Annotated in this window: 19 protein-coding genes; 13 read left to right on the top strand and 6 right to left on the bottom strand. The window is 46.7% G+C overall.

The genetic code is table 11. The features are described 5' to 3' along the window. The first annotated feature begins 187 nt into the window (after positions 1–187). Positions 188–628, top strand: a complete 441-nt coding sequence (locus BLP80_RS06120) for a hypothetical protein (RefSeq protein WP_090541353.1) — start codon at positions 188–190, stop codon at positions 626–628. A gap of 26 nt (positions 629–654) precedes the next feature. Next, positions 655–1,314 (top strand): MliC family protein, encoded by a 660-nt coding sequence (locus BLP80_RS06115; RefSeq protein WP_218120394.1) that lies wholly within the window; start codon positions 655–657, stop codon positions 1,312–1,314. A gap of 310 nt (positions 1,315–1,624) precedes the next feature. Here the strand turns inward: BLP80_RS06115 and BLP80_RS06110 are convergent, their stop codons facing one another. The 3 genes from BLP80_RS06110 to efp all read right to left on the bottom strand — a co-directional run bounded on the left by BLP80_RS06110 (position 1,625) and on the right by efp (position 8,095). After that, the gene (locus BLP80_RS06110; protein ID WP_090541350.1) at positions 1,625–5,599 is read right to left on the bottom strand and encodes a translocation/assembly module TamB domain-containing protein; all 3,975 of its coding nucleotides are present in this window, start codon (positions 5,597–5,599) and stop codon (positions 1,625–1,627) included. A gap of 12 nt (positions 5,600–5,611) precedes the next feature. Beyond that, positions 5,612–7,435 (bottom strand): autotransporter assembly complex protein TamA, encoded by a 1,824-nt coding sequence (locus BLP80_RS06105; protein ID WP_090541347.1) that lies wholly within the window; start codon positions 7,433–7,435, stop codon positions 5,612–5,614. 93 nt (positions 7,436–7,528) lie between these two features. Further along, positions 7,529–8,095 (bottom strand): elongation factor P, encoded by a 567-nt coding sequence (gene efp / locus BLP80_RS06100; RefSeq protein ID WP_090541344.1) that lies wholly within the window; start codon positions 8,093–8,095, stop codon positions 7,529–7,531. An 18-nt stretch (positions 8,096–8,113) separates the two neighbouring features. On the opposite strand from efp, the gene BLP80_RS06095 reads away from it, so the two are divergent. From BLP80_RS06095 to pgsA, 4 genes are all read left to right on the top strand, one after another. Continuing rightward, positions 8,114–8,794, top strand: coding sequence for a uracil-DNA glycosylase (locus BLP80_RS06095; protein WP_090541342.1), 681 nt, complete (start codon positions 8,114–8,116; stop codon positions 8,792–8,794). Positions 8,795–8,818: 24 nt separating this feature from the next. Continuing rightward, complete coding sequence (locus BLP80_RS06090; RefSeq protein ID WP_090541341.1) at positions 8,819–9,007, top strand: tautomerase family protein; 189 nt, start codon at positions 8,819–8,821, stop codon at positions 9,005–9,007. Positions 9,008–9,022: 15 nt separating this feature from the next. Next, on the top strand, positions 9,023–10,840 hold the full coding sequence (uvrC, locus tag BLP80_RS06085; RefSeq protein WP_090541337.1) for an excinuclease ABC subunit UvrC: 1,818 nt from the start codon (positions 9,023–9,025) through the stop codon (positions 10,838–10,840). Positions 10,841–10,911: 71 nt separating this feature from the next. Then, positions 10,912–11,487, top strand: a complete 576-nt coding sequence (gene pgsA, locus BLP80_RS06080) for a CDP-diacylglycerol--glycerol-3-phosphate 3-phosphatidyltransferase (protein WP_090541335.1) — start codon at positions 10,912–10,914, stop codon at positions 11,485–11,487. A gap of 22 nt (positions 11,488–11,509) precedes the next feature. On the opposite strand, the gene BLP80_RS06075 is transcribed toward pgsA, so the two are convergent. The 3 genes from BLP80_RS06075 to BLP80_RS06065 form a co-directional block, all read right to left on the bottom strand. Beyond that, a complete protein-coding gene (locus BLP80_RS06075; RefSeq protein ID WP_090541332.1) occupies positions 11,510–12,313 on the bottom strand; it encodes a carbonic anhydrase in 804 nt (267 codons plus the stop codon). Between the two features lie 321 nt (positions 12,314–12,634). After that, positions 12,635–13,369, bottom strand: a complete 735-nt coding sequence (locus BLP80_RS06070) for an HNH endonuclease (protein ID WP_090541329.1) — start codon at positions 13,367–13,369, stop codon at positions 12,635–12,637. 88 nt (positions 13,370–13,457) lie between these two features. Then, positions 13,458–14,024, bottom strand: coding sequence for a hypothetical protein (locus BLP80_RS06065; protein WP_090541326.1), 567 nt, complete (start codon positions 14,022–14,024; stop codon positions 13,458–13,460). A 299-nt stretch (positions 14,025–14,323) separates the two neighbouring features. Between BLP80_RS06065 and BLP80_RS06060 the strand changes: the two genes are divergently transcribed. The 7 genes from BLP80_RS06060 to BLP80_RS06030 all read left to right on the top strand — a co-directional run bounded on the left by BLP80_RS06060 (position 14,324) and on the right by BLP80_RS06030 (position 23,369). Then, complete coding sequence (locus tag BLP80_RS06060) at positions 14,324–15,589, top strand: MFS transporter (RefSeq protein ID WP_090541323.1); 1,266 nt, start codon at positions 14,324–14,326, stop codon at positions 15,587–15,589. 2 nt (positions 15,590–15,591) lie between these two features. Continuing rightward, complete coding sequence (locus tag BLP80_RS06055; protein WP_256324975.1) at positions 15,592–16,446, top strand: DUF3025 domain-containing protein; 855 nt, start codon at positions 15,592–15,594, stop codon at positions 16,444–16,446. A 21-nt stretch (positions 16,447–16,467) separates the two neighbouring features. Beyond that, on the top strand, positions 16,468–17,517 hold the full coding sequence (locus BLP80_RS06050) for a class I fructose-bisphosphate aldolase (protein ID WP_090541320.1): 1,050 nt from the start codon (positions 16,468–16,470) through the stop codon (positions 17,515–17,517). Between the two features lie 216 nt (positions 17,518–17,733). Beyond that, complete coding sequence (locus BLP80_RS06045) at positions 17,734–18,819, top strand: ADP-ribosylglycohydrolase family protein (RefSeq protein ID WP_090541317.1); 1,086 nt, start codon at positions 17,734–17,736, stop codon at positions 18,817–18,819. A gap of 166 nt (positions 18,820–18,985) precedes the next feature. After that, positions 18,986–20,449: an IMP dehydrogenase gene (gene guaB / locus BLP80_RS06040; protein WP_090541314.1), complete on the top strand. Its 1,464-nt coding sequence runs from the start codon at positions 18,986–18,988 to the stop codon at positions 20,447–20,449. 14 nt (positions 20,450–20,463) lie between these two features. Continuing rightward, entirely contained in the window at positions 20,464–22,023 is a 1,560-nt protein-coding gene (guaA, locus tag BLP80_RS06035) for a glutamine-hydrolyzing GMP synthase (protein WP_090541312.1), read from the top strand. Positions 22,024–22,415: 392 nt separating this feature from the next. After that, positions 22,416–23,369, top strand: coding sequence for a zinc-binding dehydrogenase (locus tag BLP80_RS06030; protein ID WP_090541309.1), 954 nt, complete (start codon positions 22,416–22,418; stop codon positions 23,367–23,369). Positions 23,370–23,431: the final 62 nt, after the last annotated feature.

Raw genomic sequence — 23,431 nt, 5'->3', positions numbered from 1 at the left:
ACAAAGGAGTTCATTGGCAGGTAAATAGTGATGTATAAATACGAAACTATTATTTATTCGAGTGAAAAAGACAAGCTGTTTATTGCCGAAATACCTGAATTACCAGATTGCATGACTCAATGGCGTATCGTCAGATGACTCCATATAGCTTAGCGAGGCTTACGTAAAAGGATAAGGAGCACAGACAATGAAATCCCATTACTTGAAAGTGATCATAATCAGTCTCGTCACCTCCATCCTCTGGATATCGATTGCCAAAGCGGAAGATTTCTGGAAACCAGCTACCTTGGTTGACCTTGCTCAAGTTCAGGAAGAGATCTCGGTCGCAGCGAAGATAGACAAGACATTGCTTCACCAACCCATGATTCTGGCCTACAAAACTGCGCTCTATTTAGCAACTGAATCAATGGGCACAGCCATAGCAGGGCGAGAGCAAAAAATCTTGGCGAAATTTGGAAAAGGAGAAGAACCCTACTCTGAAGCCGTTGTGACAGTAGAGTTCCTGGGATATGCTGATGATTCACTGAATGGGGAACAATTTATACTTTACCTTAAGGTGGGGAAAGATGGACTTTGGCAGGTAAGCAAGGTAGAGCGTGCTGCTTACGGTAGAGGAGATCACCGCTAGGCTCGGGATCATTCCAATAGGAGGCAATGAATGCACAATGCACTCATGAATACTTTTTTCTTAGCATGACAATGCTTGGTTTTCCTGTTGTGCTGGTCTCAGTCTTTTGTTTGTCATCTGGCGCAGCTCTTGCTGATATCCCATCCTTCGACTGTAGGAAAACGAAGAACGGCAGTATCGAAGAGATAATCTGCAAGGATGAAGAATTGGCTAAGCTGGACCAGAAGCTTTCTGAGGCTTACGCTGCGGCGTCCAGGAAAGCAGTCAATGAACATCCGCCTGTACTTAAGGCGGAACAGCGTGGTTGGGTCAAGGGACGGAACGATTGCTGGAAAAGTGAAGATCAGCATAAGTGTGTCGAGGATAGCTATCAGCTTCGCATTGCCGAGTTGCAAGCAAGATATCGCCTGGTTGCCAGCAATGGACCTTTCTTCTATGCCTGTAATTCCGATTCAAAATATGAAATTGTGACCACCTTCTTCCAGACCGATCCTCCTACGCTGATTGCTGAGCGCGGTGATCAGGTATCGCTGATGTATCTGCAGCCGAGTGCCAGCGGCTCGAAGTATCAGGGCCGTAACGAGTCCCTATGGGAGCATAAGGGGGAGGCGCTCATCACTTGGGGATATGGCAGCTCAGCAGTACGCTGCATCAGGAAATCGGAAGCACATGCACAAAGCAGATAGAAAAACCTCCGCAGCTAGCCCGAATATTTCATAAATTGGCGCGTGCCCTCACTTGTCTTTTGATTAATAAGAAAGATTTTGCTCAGTCGGGTGTATGAATCACTACACCCCTCCTTCTCAAAACTTCCCTATTAATCAAAATCCTGCGTGATCATCACGCGAATTTATGAAATATTAGGGTTAGAGTATTACTTCTGTTCTGAGTAGTAGTAGTCGTTGGTTGGATTCATGAATAAATATTACAAATAATCTTGGAGCGAACAGGTAAAGTTAACCGAGGACTGTCGAAGCCGATCTACTCTCGTTTTGCTCAATCATACTGAAAAGTATAGTACAGATCGATTGCATTATCGTCACCTGCGCGGGTCACTAGAGTAATATTTCGTGTCAGGCTGTAGGTGAGTTTGGTGATACCCGCGGCTGCGGTGGTGAGTCCTCGTTCATAACTAAGATAGGCACGCGAGCTAAGACGCTTACCGACAACGCCGATCTGGCTGCTTAATGCGCTGTCGGTTGTACTCCCGGTCGCCTGCTGTTGTCTAATCGAAAACTCATCGACACCCAGCGCTTGACCGATTTGATCAATCACACCACCGCCGGATTGCCCACCTAGAATAGAGCTAGCAGCAGCGATCAGCAATGAAGTATCCACGCCGCTGGCATCAGGCGCACGTCCCAATACGATCCAAGATAGCTTTTCAGAATCGGGGACGTTGGGGGTGGATACCAGCTTAATAATCGGATGGCGTACCGTACCCGTGACTTGAACACCTGCTTCCACAGCCAGATCCTTGCGGGCTGACAGTGCGTTGAGCCCGGGGCTATCAGAGCTAGCGATGCTGCCTGCGCCCAAGCGTCGATCATAATAGGCGCTAGCATCTGCGTTCACAGGTAAATCCTTGCGGACTGCCAGTACGTTCAGTGCTGGATCGTCGAGGGGGCCATCAAAGCTGACGATACCGCGTTGCACCGTTAAGCGTTGGCCATAAGCATTAAAGAGCGTATCACGAGCAGCAATCGTTCCGATTGCATGCAGTGCTCGTCCAGGTTTGCTGCTTAAATGCAATTGCCCAGCTAATCGGCCTTCTAACCCAGACGCGCGCAAGTAGAAATGTTCCCCTAAATCCAATGTAGCGTCCAGATTTACCAGAATCTTCTGAGAATTGGCAGGGAGAGCAGACTGCCCAATGATGACCACATCATCAGATAATTGTGGTTGTCCAGCTTCAGGCTGGAGTAAAAAACCGGCATCGGTTGTCAATTTTCCATCGATCGTGAGTTGTTGCTTATTTAGGCTCACCTGGCCATTTCCAGAAGCCACGATCCACCGATCAGGCTGTTGCGCTAAGGGGAGGTGATCTATGTCAATCGTTAAATGACTGCGTTGGTCTTGATAATCGATGGCCCCCATTACCGTAAGTTGTCCTGACTCTTTGGGCAATTTTATTTTGGATAAGAGGGGATCACCGGGTGGAGATTGATGGGGGGCAACGAAAGTAAGGGTGTTGATTTGCAATAAGGTTTGATTGAAATGGGCTTTGAGGCTTCCTTGTTGCAGATGCATACCTTGATCCAGCAGGGCAATCGCCAGTTCTTCTCCAAGGATAGAGCCGTCTAGGCGAGGGTGATTAAACGTGCCGGCTACATTGGCTTGGATGGAAAATCGACCATTACTTTTCAGGTTACTGTTTACTATTGGCCCAATCCAGGATAAATCTGCAACATTGACGTTTATTTTGCCACTCAGCGGCAGGTCATGAGCTATTTGCCAGACGCCATCTTTATAGACTAAAGGGATAATTCCGTTTGCCACTGTTTCCCCAATTCGTTCACCATGAATTACCAAATCTGCTGACAAGCTACCATTCTGGGCACGCGCATCGAATTGAAATTGTTGCAAGCCCAGTTGAAGGGGAGAGTCTTCGAGCAAGAATGCCCAGTCGCCCCTTTCGCGAGCGATGCGTAGATGACCCCTCAACTGCTTGCTGGCGGTGATATCCCATTCACCTCCCATTTGCAATGCTTGAACGCTTTGAGGCAGTGCATTTTCTGATTTCAGGGTAATACCCGCTAATGTTCCACGGGTTGACCATTGCTGTGGGGTCCAATGGGTGTCGAGTATGTTGATTTCACCTTCAGCAACAGAAATTCTGGCCGGCCCCAAGGTAATCCGTTTTTGACTGATGCTGAGTGTGGGCTGGTTTAAGAAGTGAAAGGGCAGCAAGCCAGTCGCCGATAATTTTTCCAGTTCGCCATTCCATTGAAAATGCTGTGGGTTTTCTGTAGGAAGAGCGAGTTTTCCTGTAGTCTGAAATGCAAGATGTGAATCCTTTGGTAAACCCGTTTCTATGCTTAGCGTATGCCGGGCCTTATTGCCGGACAATGTGATCGTTAAGCTTTTCAGATAATCTTCGGTATCCAAACGATAGTTTTCAGTTTTGATATCGAGTGCCACAGCTGTTTCGTGCAGATTTCCTGTGATGGTAAAATTCGATAGGTGGTGGTTGCTAATCATCAAGCGCTTCGCGCTGCTTTCAATGAGTAGCCGGGGAGAATCTAAGGTATCGGCCAGGGTTACCTGTGCATTGAGATCGCCTTCCAGCCCTAACCCCAACTGTGCCAGTGCGGGTGCGGCAATATTCAGTAATAACCGATCCCCTTTGTTACCAAAAGCACCTTGAGTGCTGAGTTGATTGCTGCCAATTTGTAAGCTGACTTCGCTTTTGATTCGCTTGGTATCATCAAACGCTAGCTGACCTTTACCTATCACTGGCTGCTGGGCGAACTGGCTTTTCGTCACGGTGAAACTCGCGACGCCACTGATTTGTGGGGCAAGTTTTCCCGAAAATTTGAGTGTTGCGTTCAAATTTGAGGGCGGCGCCTGCATGAACGAAGCCAAATTAAACTGACCGAGCATACCTTCAAAATGAAAAGATTGAGATTCTTTCAGATTCAGTTGACCTCGCCCAGTCAGCGTAGAGGTATCATGGCGCAGCGTCAATTTTTCCAGACTGACGGCAGCTTCTGTGCGAGTTAGACTCGCTTCAAGGGATAGTGCCTTATCGCGGAGAGAGATCATCCCTTGCTGCGTTGCGGTATCACCCGCGAGTTTGAGAGAGCCATTGATTTTTGCAGCTTTCAGTCGTGTATCCAGTGCGGCGGGGTTGAGCTGATTGACTTTGAGATCCGCAGATCCTGTCGCTTGAGCTATTTGCCAGGCGAAATGACCCGTAATACTGGCATTATCGGCTAATTTCAGCAGTATACCGTCAAGCTGGATTTCCTCCATCGAAATGGAAGACTGCGCGCGGACTTCCATCACAGGCAGGCCATTCTGATCAAGTGGTAGTGGAAGACCATTTTTGATGATCATGCTTCCCTGCAGCTTTCCGGCAGTATTCTCAAGCAAATGGGCATCAATGGACAGATTGGCTTTGGGCATATCAACCCAAAAGGCTTGAGGATTCAGTTGGTCTAGCGATAGCTGAAGCTTGGCAAGCGGCATGGTTGCAAACGGGCGCACTACAAATTCTCCCTTACCTTGAGCACCTGCGCTCATTCCGGTGATGGTTCCATTGATTTCTTCCAGGTTGCCGATCAGATTGATTGAGACAGAGGCTTCAGGTATAGCGCTATTGGCAGCGTGTTGCTGATTATCGAGCGTAATCTGGGCATTCAGATTAAAAGGCCGATCTGGGCTCAGCTGAACTAACCCAGTCAGTTTTCCAAGTTCCAGATCAAGCGAAATTTTCTGCAGGAGATGGCGGTGAGCATCACTTTCGACGCTTGCTGCTATATTTGTGACCGTCAAATCCGGCGTCTCTTTTCCGATGGTCAATATCTGCAAAACGCCAATTTCCAGCTTTTGGATGGCTATTGAGAGAGGCAGCCGCAAACTTTCCGGCAAAACCGATGGTTCTGTGGAGGGCGAAGACTGCAACTCAATCGCGTTGACTGCCAGCATATCGATCGATAATTGCTTGGAGAATAATAACTGAGGTTGCCAATGTAGTTCGATGTCGTCAATGGTGGAGCGCAAATCGTCACTGGTATAGCTAATCTTTTTTATGCTCAAAGCACGTAATGTGCCATTAACGTCCTCAAATATAATACGCTCACCACTGAAGTGGGACACCGTAGACAGCAGGAATCTTAGGCCAGTGGTGCTGGTGGTTACCCAAATGCTGCTTGCTGCCAGAGTAAGCGTCAACGAGAGAGAAAAAATGAATAACCAGGATTTTTTGCTATTTTTCCTTGGTTTCGGATTGGTATCATTATTCTGCATTTTTTCAACTAACTAGAAAGCTACCGCAATCGAGAAATGTACCCGCAGCGTGCCGGTGTCATGCCGTCTGGCTAAATCGAGCGCCAGCGGGCCAGCGGGACTGCGCCAGCGAATACCGCTACCATAGCCGAGTGATGGGTTGAAAGACCGCCAAGAGTCTGCCGCATCACCCACATCCGCGAACAAAGCGGTGCCCCAATTCTCAGTAAACCAGCGCACATATTCGAGTGTCCCCGTGCCCAGTGTGCGTCCACCCACAATGGCATCGCCTTCACGTACCCCCAAGCTTAGAAAATCATATCCCCGTACTGATTGAATGCCGCCCGCACGAAATAAATATTCCTGAGGAATGCCATCACGTGATGAAGCCAGGGTATAACCCACTTCAGCACGTAGAAACAGCACGTCACGCGCTCCAATTGGCCACCAGTGCTGATGTCGTGCGTACGTGCGCACAAAATCCCGTTTTGAAAGCAGATATTGGCTGCCACCGCCAATGCGCATTTCTGTAATATGGCCACGTCTGGCATGTAGAGGGTTATCTACATTATGATAACGCCACCATGTGTCAAGTGCTAATGCATGGGCTGTGGTATCGGGTGCGCCTACCGGCTGCCTTTCTTCCCTTTGCCAAGCGATACCGAGCTGTGTTCGCATTTTTTCCATAGTTCGGTCTCGGGTGAGGCTGACTTTTTGATTGAATGTTCTTAGATCCTCGATGTCGGTCCGCTCGACTCGTGCTCCCAGGCTATAGAGATAATTGTTTTCGTCTGGGACCGTGTCGATTTTTGCCGAGAAGATCTGCCGCTTTTGTTCATAACGGAGCAGGCTGCTCATATTCAATGCCCGGTTCAGGAAATTGTAATTACGATAATTGATTTCTCCTCGAGCGCCAGTGTTGGTGCTATAGCCAGCACCTATGGCGATCCGCCGGGAATGCGCCTCGGTCAGTATGACTTCTACCGGAATGGCCTGGTGATACGCAATATCGGGACGGATACTGACTGAGGCAGAGCTAAGGTGAGGGATATTCTGTAACGCGGCCTGGAAAGCGAGCAGTTTATCCCGGTGATAAGGATCACCCTTTTGGAAAGAAGCATAGTTGCTTATCAGGCTTTGATCGTATCGTTCCAGCCCAGTAATCTGTAAGTCACCGAAGTAGAATACTGGTCCAGAATCGATCACTATGCGCAATTTTGCATTTGCTGCCGCAGGATCAACTTCAGCCTGACTGCTGACAATTTGGGTAGCCGCATATTCACGCTCGGCTACGCTGGATAACAAGGCTGCTTTGGCTTCTTCCCAGGCAGAACTACGAAAAAATTTGCGTGGTGTTAATAGCCAGCTAGCGCGTAACTGCTCGATTCGCTGGTGATGCTCAGGTGTCTCTACTGCCAAATCCCCCTGAAATTCAATCGTTACTTCAGTCACTCTAGTGCGCGGCCCAGGAACCACTTTCAGGGTGGGTTTTTCTCCAGTTAAATGATCTTCTAGTGTAACAGTAGCAGTGAAATAGCCTTCAGTTGCTAGTAATTCTTTGATCTCCTGCCTTATCTTGCGAACAAAAGCTGCCTGCGCAATGTCATGGGCAAAGGGTTCCTCAGGAAGGGGGATGTGTTTTTTTATGAGCTTCTTGACGGACTTCGGCGCAGAGAGTTCGACTACGGCAGCCGATTCTGATTCGCTGTTTGAGTTTTGATTGGCTTGGGCTGCGATAACGACAGGACTAAGCGCGCATAAGCATAAGACAGCAAACAGCGTAATAAATAGCCAACATACACCATAAAAGGAGATCGGAAAGCTAACAGGAGATTGGGTCGGATAATCGATCGCCATTTATAAAGGGTGGCAATTCAATATCGATCGAATTTAATCTCCAATTGTTCATGTCAATCCAGATAACTTAATCTTTCAGTTTGTTAAATTGTTTCAGACACGTTCGATATATTCGCCATTATCAGTGTTGACTTTAATCTTTTCGCCTTGAGTTACAAAAGAGGGTACCATGACGACCAATCCGGTTTCCAGAGTTGCAGGTTTATAGGAACTGGTAGCCGTTGCACCTTTGAGATTGGGTTCGGTATCCACGATGGTGAGTATGACACTCGGGGGAAGTTGCACACCAATCGGGCGATCATGATGGAAGTTAACCAGCACATCGGTATTGGGAAGCAGATACTCGCTTTGTCCTTCAAGGAAATCTTGCGACAAACTCATTTGTTCGTAGGTTTGCTTGTCCATGAAAATATAGTCGTTCCCTTCCTGATAAAGAAAGGTCATTTCCCGTGGTTCGATAATGGCACATTCGACTTTATCTTCAGTGCGAATACGCTGATTGGTTTTAGTACCGGCTTCGATATCCTTCATCTCAACCTGCATAAAGGCACCGCCACGACCGCCGACATGAACATGGTAACATTTCAGTACACGCCAGATCCGTTTGTCCCATTCGATCAAATGGCCAACACGAATTTCAGTTGCAAGAACTTTTGCCATTGCTTTTTTCTTATAAAAATGACCATTCTACATCAAAAAGCTTGTAATCCCACACCCGCTTCTTTTCTTGAGAAGTGCCGGCAGTGTACTCGCCTGGCTGAATTTCTGGATACGGTCAGAATCCAATATCCAGACTACCATGCCAAACCGGTACCGGCATTCGGTGATTTATCCCCTAAGCTGCTGATCATTGGTCTCGCCCCAGGTATGCATGGTGCAAACCGTACGGGCAGGCCTTTTACCGGTGATTTTGCCGGTATTCTGCTTTACCAAACGCTTTATAAGTTTGGCTTGGCCAGTCATTGCGAGTCGATTTCAGTGGATGATGATTTACGTTTGCTCAACTGCCGTATTACCAATGCTGTCAAGTGCTTGCCACCTGCAAACAAGCCGCAACCCAGCGAGGTACGGCAATGTAATGTCTATTTGTCGGCTGAAATAGCCGAGTTTGCAGCGCATGGTGGACAGGGCATCCTGGCTTTGGGTAATGTGGCTCATCAGGCGGGATTGATGGCGCAAGGATATAAAATAAAAGACTTTCCTTTCAGTCATGGGGCTATACACAGTCTGCCCAATGGATTGAGACTCTATGACAGCTATCACTGTAGTCGTTACAATACACAAACCAAACGCTTGACAGCGGAAATGTTCGAGCAAGTCATTGCCAGAGTGTGTGCAGATCTGGCATTACCAACCTGATCAATTTATTTTGGAGAAACTGAGATGCCCTATGTCAATATCCGTATTGCCGGCACATGGAGCCGAGAACAGAAAAAGCAGATTGCCGAGGAAATTACCGATACTCTGGAGCGTGTAGGCAATAAACCCAAGTCTTATACCTATATTTCTTTTGATGAAATGCCCCATGAAAACTGGGCGATTGGCGGAACTTTGCTCGGTGATGATGAATAACAGGAAATAAGCGTTTTGTCAGTAACAGCATTTGACGGCAAGGTCTTCTCATCGACTTTGCCCGCTCTGCCGGGCGTGTACCGTATGCTGAACGCAGCTGGGGAAGTTATTTATGTCGGTAAGGCGATTGATCTTAGGAAACGGGTGTCGTCTTATTTTCAGAAATCCAATCTGAGTCCGCGTATCCAGCTCATGGTTTCGCACATTACGGGAATCGAAACGACCGTGACGCGTTCGGAGTCGGAAGCCTTGCTGCTTGAGAACAATCTGATCAAGAGCCTGGCGCCTCGCTACAATATCTTATTCAGGGATGACAAGTCTTATCCCTATTTAATGCTGAGTCAGCATGCTTATCCCCGATTGGCCTTTTATCGGGGCGCGCTGGATAATCAGCATCAGTATTTCGGCCCTTTTCCCAATGCGGGTGTTGTCAGAGAAAGCGTTCATCTTTTGCAGAAAGTGTTTCGCTTGCGTACCTGCGAAGATAGCGTGTTCAATCACCGTACTCGACCTTGCCTGCTTTATCAGATCAAGCGTTGTAGCGGACCTTGCGTCAACCTTATTTCACCAGAGGATTATTGTGAAGACGTCAAAAGCGCCTCGCTTTTTTTACAAGGCAAGCAAAATGAGGTGCTGAAAGATATCGCTGAAAAAATGCAGATCGCATCCGATCGTACGGAATACGAGCAAGCGGCAATTTTCCGCGATCAGATGCAGGCACTGCGAAAAATACAAGAAAAACAGTTTGTGGATAGCGGCAAGGCATTGGATGCGGATGTCATCGCCTGCACTTCCCTGCATGATGGTGCTGAGGAAGTTTGCGTCAATCTGGTCATGATCAGAGGGGGGCGGCATTTGGGTGATAAGAGCTTTTTTCCACAAAATGTGCAGGGCTATGAGCTACCGGATGTCCTGGAAGCGTTCATTACACAGCACTATCTCAATCGACATGTTCCACCATTGATTGTAATCGGTGAAAAAATCCACTTGGATATTCTGCAACCTTTGCTGTCCGAGCAGGCCGGCCGTAAGATAGCGATCGTGCTCAACCCAGTCAGTGAGCGGCGTGTATGGCTGAATATGGCGACTGAGAATGCTCGGTTAGCGCTGAAGCAGAGGCTGCAAAGGCAAGCCAGTCAGGAAGAGCGCTTGCAAGCTTTACAGCTTGCCTTGAATTTGCCGAGCCTGGCCCGTATCGAGTGTTTCGATATCAGTCATACCATGGGTGAAGCAACGGTGGCTTCCTGTGTGGTTTATGACAATTTCTCTCTACGCAATAATGAGTATCGCCGTTACAATATCGCTGACATCATGCCTGGTGATGATTATGGGGCGATGCGGCAGGTGCTTCTACGGCGCTATGCAAAAATGGCTGAGGAGGAGAGCAAGCTACCGGATCTGATTCTGATCGATGGTGGAAAGGGGCAGGTAAGTGTGGCGCAGGAAGTATTGATTGAGCTGGGACTCAATGACATACCCTTTCTTGGCGTAGCTAAAGGGGGGGGGCGTAAACCCGGTTTGGAGCAATTGATTTTTCCGTCGACTGAAAAGCCGTTAAAATTACCGGCAGATCATGCTGGTTTACATCTGATTCAGCAGATTCGCGATGAAGCACATCGCTTTGCCATTCAGGGGCATCGCGCCAGACGTAATAAATCACGTACTGTTTCAAGCCTGGAACAGATTTCTGGCATTGGTGCAAAACGGCGCCAGAGCTTGCTGGGGCGATTTGGAGGACTAAAAGGCGTACTGACTGCAAGCGTTGAAGAGTTGCAACAGACAGAGGGCATCAGCCGGGCGCTGGCAGAGAAGATTTACCGTGAACTCCATTGAGCTTGCCCCTAAAATAAACGTAGTGAAGTGGCTGCTGCATATTAAACAACAGAACTGATATTTTTATATTTATGCCAATGAATCTTCCTAATCTGCTGACATGGCTACGGATACTCGCGATCCCCTTATTTGTCGGGATTTTTTATTTGCCGCCGACCTGGTTATCGCCGTTTGGCCAGAATCTGATTGCTACCATCATTTTTAGCGGGGCAGCCATCACTGACTGGCTAGATGGCTATCTAGCCCGTACGCTTAATCAGATGTCAGCCTTTGGTGCTTTTCTTGATCCAGTCGCAGATAAATTAATGGTCGCAGCCGCCTTGATCGTGCTGGTGCATCTGGAAAGACTGGATGCGCCGATTGCACTGATCATCATTGGTCGTGAAATTACCGTCTCGGCCTTACGTGAATGGATGGCGCATATCGGTAAAGCCAAAAGCGTTGCCGTTTCCTTCCTGGGAAAAATAAAAACAGCTTCGCAAATGATTGCGATTCCGCTATTGCTCTATCACGAAAAAATCGGCGAGCATTTTGATTCGCAGGTCATTGGTACCTGGCTGATTTACCTGGCTGCAATCTTGACACTGTGGTCGATGATTTATTATTTGAAAGCAGCTATTCCGCAAGCGCTGAAGCATTCCCCCTAGAAATCGACCATCATTGCCCTATTCAGGCGATGAGCTCAACCCTGCCCGTTTTAAGATGGTAAAACCCGCCCACGATGCGTATTTTTTTGCGATCATGATAATAATCTAGTATGGGCGTTTTGGTTCTCAGCTTTTCGACCGTCATGATGACGTTAGCTTTGATCACATTGACCAGGCGGCTGCTGGAGGTATCGGACACCGCTCTGACGGCAGGCGCGATCGCACTCGCCAGTAACTGGATGTGACCAGGAAAATCCTGGTGATGATCGACCGCATCGATTGCCGCTTTGACTGCGCCACAACTTTCGTGACCGAGCACCATGATCAAAGGGGTTTTCAGCACTGCGACTGAATATTCCAACGTGGCCAGATTATCGTGCGTCAGATAGTTGCCTGCGACACGCGCGACAAAGAGATCGCCGAGTGCCTCATCGAAACAATGCTCGGGACTAACTCTTGAATCGGAGCAGCCTAAAATGGAGGCATAAGGGTTCTGTCCTTTGGTGAGCGGGGTTTCCACATCATGAAAATCCAATGGCTCCGATTTGCCCGAGACAAAGCGTTCATTGCCAGCTATCAATCGTTCCAGCGCTTGATCAGGTGTTAGGATATTTTCAGGTTTGGGGATTAACGGGGTAGGGGCTTCGGAGATAGTTTTATCTTTGTCACCGGCAAGACCTGCGCTTGCGAAACCCAAACTCAGCGCAGTGACGGCAGCTTGTTTCAAAAATAAGCGTTTGCTCGGGTCTTTCTGTGCATAATGAATTTGATCATGATAGCTTTTTTTGAGATTACGAGACGTTGCAGAGTGGCATTTTTCACACATGCTGATAATTCCCCTCAATTCAGATCAAATAGTGGCTAGAAGAAAGTTATTCCATTTCTAAATCAAAACTGACTTTGTCGGCATCTCCTTGCCATATTATTTATACTGTCCGCGGCTCGCCTTCGCGTCAGTTTTGATTTGGAAATGGAATTAGACGGATTCAATTCTACTCGCAGCGGAATGAAGAATGAGCTTATCACTGTTTTGTCATTTTTAAGCATGCCATTGCGAGTTTGACACCTCATCCGGCTTTGCTTATATTGCACACGTAGAAAAGGTCTATCATCGTATTTTTTAGTTGCAGGAGTTCATTCCATTGCCTTAAGGGTTCAAGGCTTCTTTTATAGTCTTCTTACGTGCTCCTCGAATTTTTGGCTCAGTTTTTTGCCAGCGCTCGTGATCGTCGCAAGCCAACAAAGGAAAGGGAGTAGCTATGCGCATTGCCATATTGAAATACAATTTTTCTATAGCTTCTCTCTCTTCTGGTGTTATCAATCTCCGATTCAAGAATGCTTTTTCACGGTTACAATCCGAGCATGCAGCTTGAAGATTTGTAGGATCATTGGATGATCCTTTGATGTGGTCAATTTGTTGGGCTGCTTTCTTGCCGCAAATACGGCAGGTATAATTATCGCGTTTGAAAATTGTTTCGCGTAATTCCTTTGATAAAAGCCTATCACGTGCAGGATAGCCGCCATTAGGTAAATGGTTTAGTCGATCGCCAAGCCCTACTTGAAATTCAATCTCTGATTCTCTTTGGTTAATACGACCACGCCGAACATATCGGATAGTTCCTGCAATTTGTTGACAATACTCTGAGCAATATATTACAGAGCCTTCGATATTGATTTCTTTGCTGCAATTGACACATTTTAAGGTATCCACGAATTCAGCGATCTCTCGATCAAAATCCAAAGATTCGTCGTTTACATATGCACTCACCGCTTCCAGATCTCGGACATATGTAAGCAATATTAATGCTAGACGGCGACCATGCTCAAGTAAAGGATTATCTAAATCATCCAGATAATCACGTTCTCTTCTTTTAATTGTCATTTTCCATACCTCTGTATACGGTTATTTTCGCTGTGCTCAATCGTTTGCCTAAGTAGTAAATTATATTCGTAGTGAATGCATGTTGATATCAGGTAAAAAGGCAAAGAAAATTTCCGTACTCGTAATTTTTCTTACTCAAGTTTAAGGATTCTTTTTTTGATAGAAAGCAGTAACTTCTCAAGATACCCGGACAAGCATATAACGGAAGTTGCGTACGAGGAGATAAACCCAAACAGTTTTTATAGTCAGCAATGCTTGATGGTGAACATCGGAGGCATAAGAGGCCAGATCCAGAATTCTTATTCTTGCGCACAATAACCCCAATCGTCGTTGGGCGTAATTGATAAAACGCTCTGATTTCTCGCTGGCTGTATGCGCCTGTTTTGTAAGCAGCAATAATCGCCATTTTGTGGTCTTTGTATTGCGTCGCAATTTCAGGCAAAGGCTTTGCAATCGGCCGTTCTTGCTGCTTGAGTATATTTAAATCATCTTTTTCCTTTCCTATTCTTTTCTGCTTTTCAGTTACAAAAGCTTCTTCCCTAAATAAATCTGATTTTTCAAATTTAACCACATCACGCTTACTGCCCAGCGTATCCTTGACCGCTTGCTGCTCGGGATCGAGATCATCCAAGGTAGAAGAAAGATAGACCTTCATAATCAAAGACCCTGCCAACAAGGTGAGAAAAGCTCAGATCTGCCAGTCTGTGGGTAAAGGAAAATACGCTTTCTCATAGTCAATGAATGGACCTCTTTGGAGAATCCGTCGATAGCGGAAAATTTTAGTCCCTTTCCCCCATTCAAAACAAATCGAACCAATTTAAAATAGGCTTCTCTTAGAAAGCTGTTTCACGAAAAATATTTAGATTCACGCAGACTGGCATGAGCGATCTTAGATGTGTCTGTCATGATATTTGCGGAACGTAATCATTGATTATTGATTAATTAGGTTGAATTTTGGAAAAAACTGAAGATATTCTCCAGGCGGGCAGCAGCACTGAGCGAATTGAGTGCGGTATTAGCCCGCAGCGGCCAGTCATGCGGGAACAGCCTATTCTGGCTGTGTTGGTAGGTGCGCATTTCATGCATATTATGGATTTCATGATGATGCTGCCTTTGGGTCCGCAGTTCATGAAGTTGTTTGCTATTACGCCGCAGCAATTCGGCACACTCATTTCGGCCTATGCATTCAGTGCTGCAATATGCAGTTTCTTCGCTTCATTTGTCATTGATCGGTTTGATCGCAAGATCATCTTGCTGTTACTTTGTGGCGGCATGGGCATTGCCACGCTGATCTGTGCGCTGGCAATCGATTATAAAATGCTCCTGCTAGCGCGTGCGGTAGCAGGCGGTGTTAGTGGCATCCTGAGTGCCATTATCTTTGCGATTGTTGCGGACGTTATTCCAGCGCAACGGCGGGGTGTGGCGACAGGTACCATCATGTCGGCTTTCTCAATGGCGGCAGTGATCGGCATGCCAATAGGCATGTTGCTTGCCAATCTGATCGATTGGTGCGCTTCCTATTTTCTGCTGACCGCTCTCAGCTGTGTAATGGTGATCGTGGTGCTGCGTGTGTTGCCGCCACTACGCGGTCATCTGCTCCATCATCAGGAACGCCACCCATTCCGGCAGTTACGCGCAATCTTCTGGGTGCGCAATCACTTATATGCCTTTGCTTTAATTGCTACGCTGATGTTTGCTGGCTTTTCTGTGAGCCCTTTCATCAGCACTTATATGGTGATCAATATAGGTATGGCAGAAGTCGATTTGCCTTATCTTTATTTTTTTGGTGGATTAGCAACCTTCTTTACTGCCCATTTCTTTGGGAAGCTGGCTGATTACCACGGCAAAAGAAAAATATTTGGGGTGGCGGCGGCCTTGTCAGTTTTTCCTATCCTGATGGTGACGCATTTATCACCGGTGCCAACAGTTTTTGCGGTGGGTATTTCGACACTGTTCATGATGCTGGTTTCTGGCCGGTTTGTTCCGGCCATGGCGCTGGTGACTGCAAGTGTGACACCTCATCTGCGGGGCAGTTTTTTGAGCTTCAATATATCGGTGCAACAATTGTCAGCAGGTTCGGCTTCGTTACTTGCTGGTTCTATCATGGGAATTTCGGCAAATGGCGCGCTGACCCATTATGATTCAGTAGGAATCATTGCGGCCATTGCAACGATACTCAGTATTTTGCTGGCAGTTAAAGTCAATAATCATCAGGAATGATGATGCGTTCTCATTCAGATGAGTGGGTTTCAGGCTTTCTGCAGACCTCGCCCATGTTCGAGCCCGTGCGTGAAGCGGGGAAATCGTTCGAGAAGCTTGATCATTGGCCTGGAATTGAATGCCTGAATCAATTGAATACTGATCCCATTAGGGCGATTGCAACAAAATCAGGCAAGCGAATACGTTTTGTTCCACAAGCAAAAGCTACGCGCGAATTTGTGCAACGATATGAACCTCGAATCTATTTGACTGGAGAAATACAAACCCGCGAACACAACTGGCATGATCTATTCAATGCCCTTGTCTGGTTAACTTACCCACGTTCTAAAGCAGCATTGAATCAGTTGCATTATCGTGCTTTGCTGCAGGAGAGCGTGCATCAGAAAGTAATGCGTAGTCCATTGCGTGATGCGGCTACGCTCCTTGATGAGTCCGGAGTCATCGTCGCCAGTAGCAACGATGACTTGATCACACTACTAAAAAATTTTGAATGGAAAACCTTGTTCTGGGAGAAACGTGATGCAGTCATTGAACAAATGAAGTTTTTTCTGTTTGGCCATGGGTTGTACGAGAAAGCGCTATGCCCTTATCTCGGTATGACAGGCAAAGGTATTCTGTTTCATGTCAATGAAGCTTTTTTTGAACGGGGATTGATCGATCAGATTACCATGATTGATATTTGGCTTGATAATTTTCTAGCGCGCGAATATTTGACATCGGCTGATTTAACACCCGTGCCTGTGTTAGGCTATCCAGGCTGGTCATCTGATAATACTGATTCATCGTACTATGATAACCAGCGTTATTTTCGTCAACGAAAGATGAAAAAAGAGTCAAGATCAAGCAATTTTTCTTGAGAATTTATAAAGGAGGTTGAAATGACTGATATTGCCGGATTATTGGGAGGTGAAGCAGATAAACTGCTCAATCACGTATGTCAGGGTATTCCTAAGGCAGGATTGCATGTTCCTGGGCCAGATTTTGTCGATCGGGTAGTAGCCGCTGGTGATCGTAAGCCGGGTGTGTTACGGAATCTTCAGGCTTTATACAATCATGGTCGCTTGGCAGGAACGGGTTATTTATCTCTTTTGCCAGTCGATCAGGGTGTGGAGCATTCAGGAGGAGCTTCGTTTGCTCCCAATCCCATGTTCTTTGATCCTGAAAATATCGTCAGATTGGCGATTGAAGGGGGATGTAATGGAGTGGCTTCCACACTGGGTGTGCTAGGGATGGTGGCACGCCGCTACGCACATAAAATTCCTTTTATTCTTAAGATCAATCATAACGAATTACTGACCTACCCTAATAAGTATGACCAAACCTTATTTGCGAGTGTAGATCAAGCATTCGACATGGGGGCATGTGCGGTTGGGGCGACGGTATTCTTCGGTTCAGAGGAGTCACGCCGGCAGATACAGGAAATTTCTGAAGCATTCGCGCATGCGCATGACCTTGGAATGGTAACGATCCTGTGGGCTTATATGCGCAATGCTGCTTTCAAGACCGCAGAAAAAGACTACCATGTTAGCGCCGACCTGACGGGCCAAGCCAATCATCTTGCCGTGACGATCGAAGCGGATATCGTTAAACAAAAAATGGCAGAAAACAATGGTGGCTTTACTGCGCTTAAGTTTGGTAAAACAAGCACCAAGGTATATAGCGATCTTACCAGTGATCATCCCATCGACCTGGTGCGTTATCAGGTAGCCAACTGCTATATGGGTCGTGTCGGGATGATTAATTCAGGCGGAGAATCTGGAAAAGATGACTTGCATCAGGCAGTGCGTACGGCTGTAATCAATAAACGAGCAGGCGGAATGGGACTGATTTCCGGGCGTAAGGCTTTCCAGAAACCCTTCGATGAAGGTGTCAAATTGTTGAATGCCATCCAGGATGTGTATCGATCCCAAGAAATCACTGTCGCCTGAGATGTTGTGAAAACGAGTTTCGATAATATACTGCGCACCCTGATCGCTGTGTTGGCAGTGCTTGTTTCCCTACCCATCATATTTGATATGGGATTTCATCGAAATTCATCTAAACTTACCCTATTCGTTTTTTTGTCGCTGCGTTCTGTCCGATTTGTGCGTGGGACACTCGCTACCGATTTCTTCACACCATCTGAGAGGCAATAGGAGAAAAACATGCCAAACAAAAATATTCAAGATCGTGCCATGGGCGCCATCATGGGTGCGTTCATTGGCGATGCTTTGGGTCTAGGCCCTCATTGGTATTACAATCTCGACGAACTGCGTAATGATTACGGTGATTGGATTGATGGTTACACTGATCCCAAGCCCAATCGCTATCATGTAGGCTGTAAGGCTGGTCAATTATCACAGGCAGGTTTTATTCTGGCTTTGACGGTTCGCTCGCTGGTCGATTGCGGTGGCTACGATCAAGATGACTTCTGCCAGCGAATGGATGAAGAGCTGTTTCCACTGCTCGATGGCACGCCCGTGTGCGGGCCGGGCGGTTACACCAGTCAATCGATCCGTGAAGCATGGCGGCGCCGCGTACAGCAGAAGCGGCCATGGGGACAAACAGGTAGTCATGCGGATACGACCGAAGCGATCGAGCGCACGTTGGCGATCGCTGTGCGCTACGCTTTTCAACCAAGTCAGCTCGCAGCAGCTATTACAGGCAATACCACGCTAACCCAGGTTGATGATACGGTGGTTTCGATGACCGTAGCTTATGGTGCTGTGCTGGGTCTTTTGGTTCAAGGGCATGCGCTTGATACTGAATTGTCAGGAAAGCTTATGGAGCTAGTGAAAAATGGTGCACTACCTTTTCATGCAGTGACGCACGACGATTTGCAGCCGCCACGCCTTGGCGATCCTGATCCTCCACGCGCGGGCCGCTTTGCTTCTCCGGATGCATTGCTTACCCCTTCTTATATGGCCGCAGCTGTAGCAGATCCAGAAATCCGCATAGCGCCCGCGTGGAAAGTGTCCATTGTCTATGGCATGCCGTGCGCTATCTATCATCAGTTACCGGCTGCTTATTACTTGGCGGCCCGGTTTCATAATGATTTTGAATCAGCCGTCCTTCATGCGATTAATGGCGGAGGGCAAAACCAGGCGCGTGCGATTCTAACGGGCGCGCTCACAGGTGCCCAAACTGGTTTATCTGGAATTCCTCAGCGCTTTCTTGATAGTCTTGAAGAGGGCGCGAGTCTTGTAAAACTGGCTGAAGATCTGGCTTCGAAAGTGAGCGTTGCTTCTTGAGAATACGCTGGTGATGATCGCTATCTGGTCATTTAGCAAGCAATTTAGAAAATGAGGGGAGTTACTTTATCAGTATGCTTAATGCGGTTAATTTCTGCAGCTATGGACTTTCTGCAATATTTATGTGTGGTTTCGTTATAATATCGCTTTGCAAAGGATCGTTAACATGCGACTGATTCAGAAAGCCCTTACCTTTGATGATGTTTTACTCATTCCTGCTCATTCAGCAGTTTTACCCCGAAATGTAGATTTAACTACTCACTTAACCCGCAGCATTAAACTCAAGATTCCACTGGTATCCGCAGCAATGGATACCGTTACCGAGGCGCAATTAGCTATTGCCATTGCGCAGGAAGGGGGTATCGGCATTATTCACAAAAATATGTCGATAGAAACACAAGCCGCACACATTACTAAAGTTAAACGTTTTGAGAGCGGTGTGGTGACGGATCCTATAACGATTCCCCCCAATATGACAGTGCGAGGGGTGCTTGAGTTGATCCAGCAACATAAGATATCCGGATTGCCTGTCGTTGAAAATTCCAAAGTAGTGGGTATTGTGACTAACCGGGATCTTCGATTTGAAACCAATCTGGATCAGCCCATCAAAAATATCATGACACCTAAGAAACGCTTGGTAACAGTAAAAGAAGGCGTTTCCCGTGAAGAGGTTTTGACCTTACTGCATAAGCATCGGCTGGAAAGAGTTCTGGTGATCAATAATGAATTTGAGTTACGTGGACTGATTACCGTCAAAGACATTACTAAAACAACAGAATACCCAAATGCCAGTAAGGATGAGCAGGAACGGTTGCGGGTAGGTGCGGCAATAGGCGTCGGTGAGGGTAGCTACGAACGAGCAGAAGCACTTATAGAAGCTGGGGTGGATGTTTTGGTGGTCGATACTGCGCATGGGCATTCTCAGAGCGTGCTCGACCATGTACGCTGGGTTAAGGACCATTTTCCTAAAATCCAGGTTGTTGGCGGTAATATTGCTACTGCGGCGGCAGCCAAGGCACTGGTTGATAACGGAGTGGATGCAGTGAAAGTTGGTATTGGTCCTGGCTCGATCTGTACCACTAGAATTGTTGCCGGAGTAGGGGTGCCACAGATTACGGCCATTGAGAACGTAGCAAGGGCATTGGAAGGAACAGGCGTACCGGCAATAGCGGATGGGGGTATTCGTTATTCAGGCGATATCGCCAAGGCGATTGCAGCAGGAGCCAGCACTGTTATGTTAGGTGGATTATTTGCTGGTACGGAAGAAGCACCCGGTGAAATTGAATTGTTTCAAGGAAGATCATATAAGAGCTATCGTGGTATGGGTTCACTTTCTGCCATGCAACAAGGGTCGAGCGATCGCTATTTTCAGGATAGTAAGCTTCAAGATACCAATAAGCTGGTTCCAGAAGGAGTGGAGGGACGTGTTCCCTATAAAGGGCCGATTTCCTCTGTCATTCACCAGTTAGTGGGGGGAGTGCGTTCGAGCATGGGCTATCTGGGCTGTAGTACTATTGAAGAAATCCATACTAAAGCAGAGTTTATTGAAATTACCTCCGCTGGCATACGTGAATCTCACGTTCATGATGTGCAGATTACCAAAGAAGCACCTAATTATCAGGTTGAATAAAAGCAAATCTCTTTATGCACCAGAAAATTCTTATTCTGGATTTTGGTTCCCAATATACCCAGTTAATCGCTCGTCGTGTTCGAGAAACCAATGTTTATTGTGAACTACATCCTTATGATGTCAATCCTCAGTTTATTATAGATTTCTCTCCCATAGGCATTATTTTGTCGGGGGGGCCTGCGTCTGCTTTCATTGAAGATACTCCGCGCGCGCCACAAATTGTTTTTGAGCTGGGTGTTCCTGTTTTGGGCATCTGCTATGGTATGCAGACAATGGCTGCGCAATTGGGCGGATATGTAGAAAGCGCTAAAAAGCGTGAATTTGGCTATGCCGAACTATATCTCCAAGATTGTAAATTCTTTGATGAAGTTCGTGATCGTACCAGCCCAGAAGGCCAAATAGTCCTCGATGTATGGATGAGCCATGGGGATAATGTGGTTGGATTACCCACGGGTTTTAAAGTCATTGCAAGTAATGCTGCGACACCGATCGCAGCGATGGCTGATGAGGTGCGGCAATTTTACGGTCTGCAATTTCATCCGGAAGTAACGCATACCTTACAGGGCAAAGTTATTATTGAGCACTTCGTTCATAACATTTGCGCCGCTGGCTATGATTGGAATATGCCCGATTATGTAGAAGAATCGATTAGCAGAATTCAGGCTAAGGTTGGCAACGACAAAGTGCTCCTGGGCCTGTCAGGCGGTGTCGATTCTTCTGTAGCAGCCGTACTGATTCATCGGGCAATTGGCGATCAACTCACATGTGTCTTTGTGGATAACGGCTTATTACGCTTGCATGAAGCTGAACAGGTCATGGAAATATTCACCAAGAATCTCAATGTTAAAGTGATTCACATTGATGCGAGCAAACAATTCCTGGAGCAATTACAGGGTGTTACTGATCCCGAGCAAAAGCGCCGTATTATAGGTCGGGAATTTGTCGAGATATTCCAACGTGAATCAGCAAAAATTACCGATGCCAAATGGTTGGCGCAGGGAACCATTTATCCTGATGTGATTGAATCAGCAGGCAGTCAAACCAAGAAAGCACATACCATCAAGTCTCATCATAATGTAGGAGGGCTCCCGGACACGTTACACCTTAAATTGCTCGAACCACTGCGTGAGTTATTTAAGGATGAAGTTCGTGAATTAGGTTTGGTACTGGACTTACCTCACGATATGGTCTTTCGTCACCCCTTTCCGGGACCTGGATTAGGCGTCAGAATTTTGGGTGAAGTGAAACATGAATATGCCGATCTGTTGCGCCAGGCGGATGCGATTTTTATTGAAGAACTCCAAGCTTCTGGTTGGTACGAACGAACCTCACAGGCCTTTGCGGTATTTCTGCCAGTAAAGTCAGTAGGGGTAATGGGCGATGGTCGAAGTTATGAGTATGTCATCGCACTGCGTGCCATCCAAACTCAGGATTTTATGACTGCTCACTGGGCAGAATTGCCCTATACCTTGCTAGGTAAGGTTTCTAACCGAATTATTAATGAAGTACGCGGTATTAACCGGGTTGTCTATGATATCTCTGGCAAACCGCCCGCTACAATTGAATGGGAATGATTCCTAGTCTGGCAACTACTCGCATATAGAAGCAAGAAATCACTGAAAAACCCCGAGAAATCGGGGTTTTTTGTGTTTGGCAATTTTCGGAAATTAGAAGCATCCTTAAGTGCTCATTTTTATTGGTATTGTTGATGGCATCCCAAATTGTTGATACCATAAATTTAATGCATACTATCACCTGAATTTGGCATAAGTGATGGTATTTTTTTATATAATATTTTGAAATTAAAATAAAAAATTAACAAAAAGACGGTATTCTGAATGACTGTGGTTAAACTATTTGGAAACTAATCTGTTAAATGATATTTCTGCGCTGCAGAATAAATCAAACTGCTGGAATGGTCTGACCAATATTTAATACCCAATAAAAAGATAATGCTGGAGCTGTTATGAAAGCGGTATATTTTGAAAAAGGTGGTTCGTCTAGTGTTTTGCAGTACGGTGATATAGAGACTCCCAGTCATTGCGGTAAGAATCAAGTTCTTGTTCGTATCAAAGCTATCGGTGTCAACCCGATTGATACCAAGATTCGAATTGCGCCCGAGCGCTTTCCTGTTTCTTTTCCCGTTATTCCAGGTTGTGATGGTGCAGGCATCGTGGAATCTGTTGGCTTTCTTGTGCAGAATTTCAAAGCCGGGGATGAGGTTTATTTTTCACAGCCGGGTTTTAATCAACGCCAGGGCACTTATGCCGAGTATGCGCTAGTAGATGCTAGTTTGCTGGCATTGAAACCACGTTCTTTATCATTTGTACAAGCGGCTGCAGCACCGCTGGTTTTTATTACTGCGTGGGAAGCCTTGCATGACCGAACCCACGTAATCAGTGGCCAAACAGTATTAATTCACGCAGGTGCGGGTGGTGTAGGTCATGCGGCCATTCAGTTGGCAAAACTTGCCGATGCTAAAGTAATAACAACAGTGAGTAGCGAAGAAAAAGCTGCCTTCGTGGCACGATTGGGTGTCGACAAAATAATAAATTATAGAACACAAGATGTGGTGGCAGAGGTAGCGCAGTGGACTGCTGGTAATGGTGTGGATATTGCATTTGATACGGTCGGTCCGGATGTATTACAAAGCTGCTTTAATTGTGTCAAGCCTTATGGTGACGTAGTAACCATTTTACAGCCTACGCCTGCTACCGATTGGAGCGAAGCGCGGAAGCGCAATGTGCGTTTCAGTCTTGAGCTGATGCTGACACCTGCGCTGATGGATCTGGAAGAGGCAAAGCTGCATCAAGGTGAGATATTGCGACACTGTGCGGCTTTATTCGATGAAAATAAACTAACGGTTGAGATAGCACATACCTTTAACCTAGTACTCAGTCATTCTTCTAAAGTCGGGTAAAGTTTCTTCAATTTTACCCGAGCGTCATCATTCGTAAAGCGCCACTCCATGGGACGTGCGGA

It is taken from the genome of Nitrosomonas sp. Nm132, from assembly GCF_900100485.1.
In the GTDB taxonomy this organism is placed as follows: domain Bacteria; phylum Pseudomonadota; class Gammaproteobacteria; order Burkholderiales; family Nitrosomonadaceae; genus Nitrosomonas.
The sequence above is the reverse complement of the archived record's forward strand: the minus strand, read 5'-3'. Positions and strand labels throughout refer to the sequence as shown.

Excerpts from the sequence above, each read along its gene's own strand:
- BLP80_RS06030 (WP_090541309.1), top strand. The coding sequence starts at position 22,416 with ATGAAAGCGGTATATTTTGAAAAAGGTGGTTCGTCTAGTGTTTTGCAG.
- BLP80_RS06075 (WP_090541332.1), bottom strand. The coding sequence starts at position 12,313 with ATGTGTGAAAAATGCCACTCTGCAACGTCTCGTAATCTCAAAAAAAGC.
- BLP80_RS06070 (WP_090541329.1), bottom strand. The coding sequence starts at position 13,369 with ATGACAATTAAAAGAAGAGAACGTGATTATCTGGATGATTTAGATAAT.
- pgsA (WP_090541335.1), top strand. The coding sequence starts at position 10,912 with ATGCCAATGAATCTTCCTAATCTGCTGACATGGCTACGGATACTCGCG.
- guaB (WP_090541314.1), top strand. The coding sequence starts at position 18,986 with ATGCGACTGATTCAGAAAGCCCTTACCTTTGATGATGTTTTACTCATT.
- guaA (WP_090541312.1), top strand. The coding sequence starts at position 20,464 with ATGCACCAGAAAATTCTTATTCTGGATTTTGGTTCCCAATATACCCAG.
- BLP80_RS06045 (WP_090541317.1), top strand. The coding sequence starts at position 17,734 with ATGCCAAACAAAAATATTCAAGATCGTGCCATGGGCGCCATCATGGGT.
- BLP80_RS06050 (WP_090541320.1), top strand. The coding sequence starts at position 16,468 with ATGACTGATATTGCCGGATTATTGGGAGGTGAAGCAGATAAACTGCTC.
- BLP80_RS06055 (WP_256324975.1), top strand. The coding sequence starts at position 15,592 with ATGCGTTCTCATTCAGATGAGTGGGTTTCAGGCTTTCTGCAGACCTCG.
- efp (WP_090541344.1), bottom strand. The coding sequence starts at position 8,095 with ATGGCAAAAGTTCTTGCAACTGAAATTCGTGTTGGCCATTTGATCGAA.
- BLP80_RS06120 (WP_090541353.1), top strand. The coding sequence starts at position 188 with ATGAAATCCCATTACTTGAAAGTGATCATAATCAGTCTCGTCACCTCC.
- BLP80_RS06065 (WP_090541326.1), bottom strand. The coding sequence starts at position 14,024 with ATGAAGGTCTATCTTTCTTCTACCTTGGATGATCTCGATCCCGAGCAG.
- BLP80_RS06090 (WP_090541341.1), top strand. The coding sequence starts at position 8,819 with ATGCCCTATGTCAATATCCGTATTGCCGGCACATGGAGCCGAGAACAG.
- BLP80_RS06110 (WP_090541350.1), bottom strand. The coding sequence starts at position 5,599 with ATGCAGAATAATGATACCAATCCGAAACCAAGGAAAAATAGCAAAAAA.
- BLP80_RS06115 (WP_218120394.1), top strand. The coding sequence starts at position 655 with ATGAATGCACAATGCACTCATGAATACTTTTTTCTTAGCATGACAATG.
- BLP80_RS06105 (WP_090541347.1), bottom strand. The coding sequence starts at position 7,435 with ATGGCGATCGATTATCCGACCCAATCTCCTGTTAGCTTTCCGATCTCC.
- BLP80_RS06095 (WP_090541342.1), top strand. The coding sequence starts at position 8,114 with ATGACCATTCTACATCAAAAAGCTTGTAATCCCACACCCGCTTCTTTT.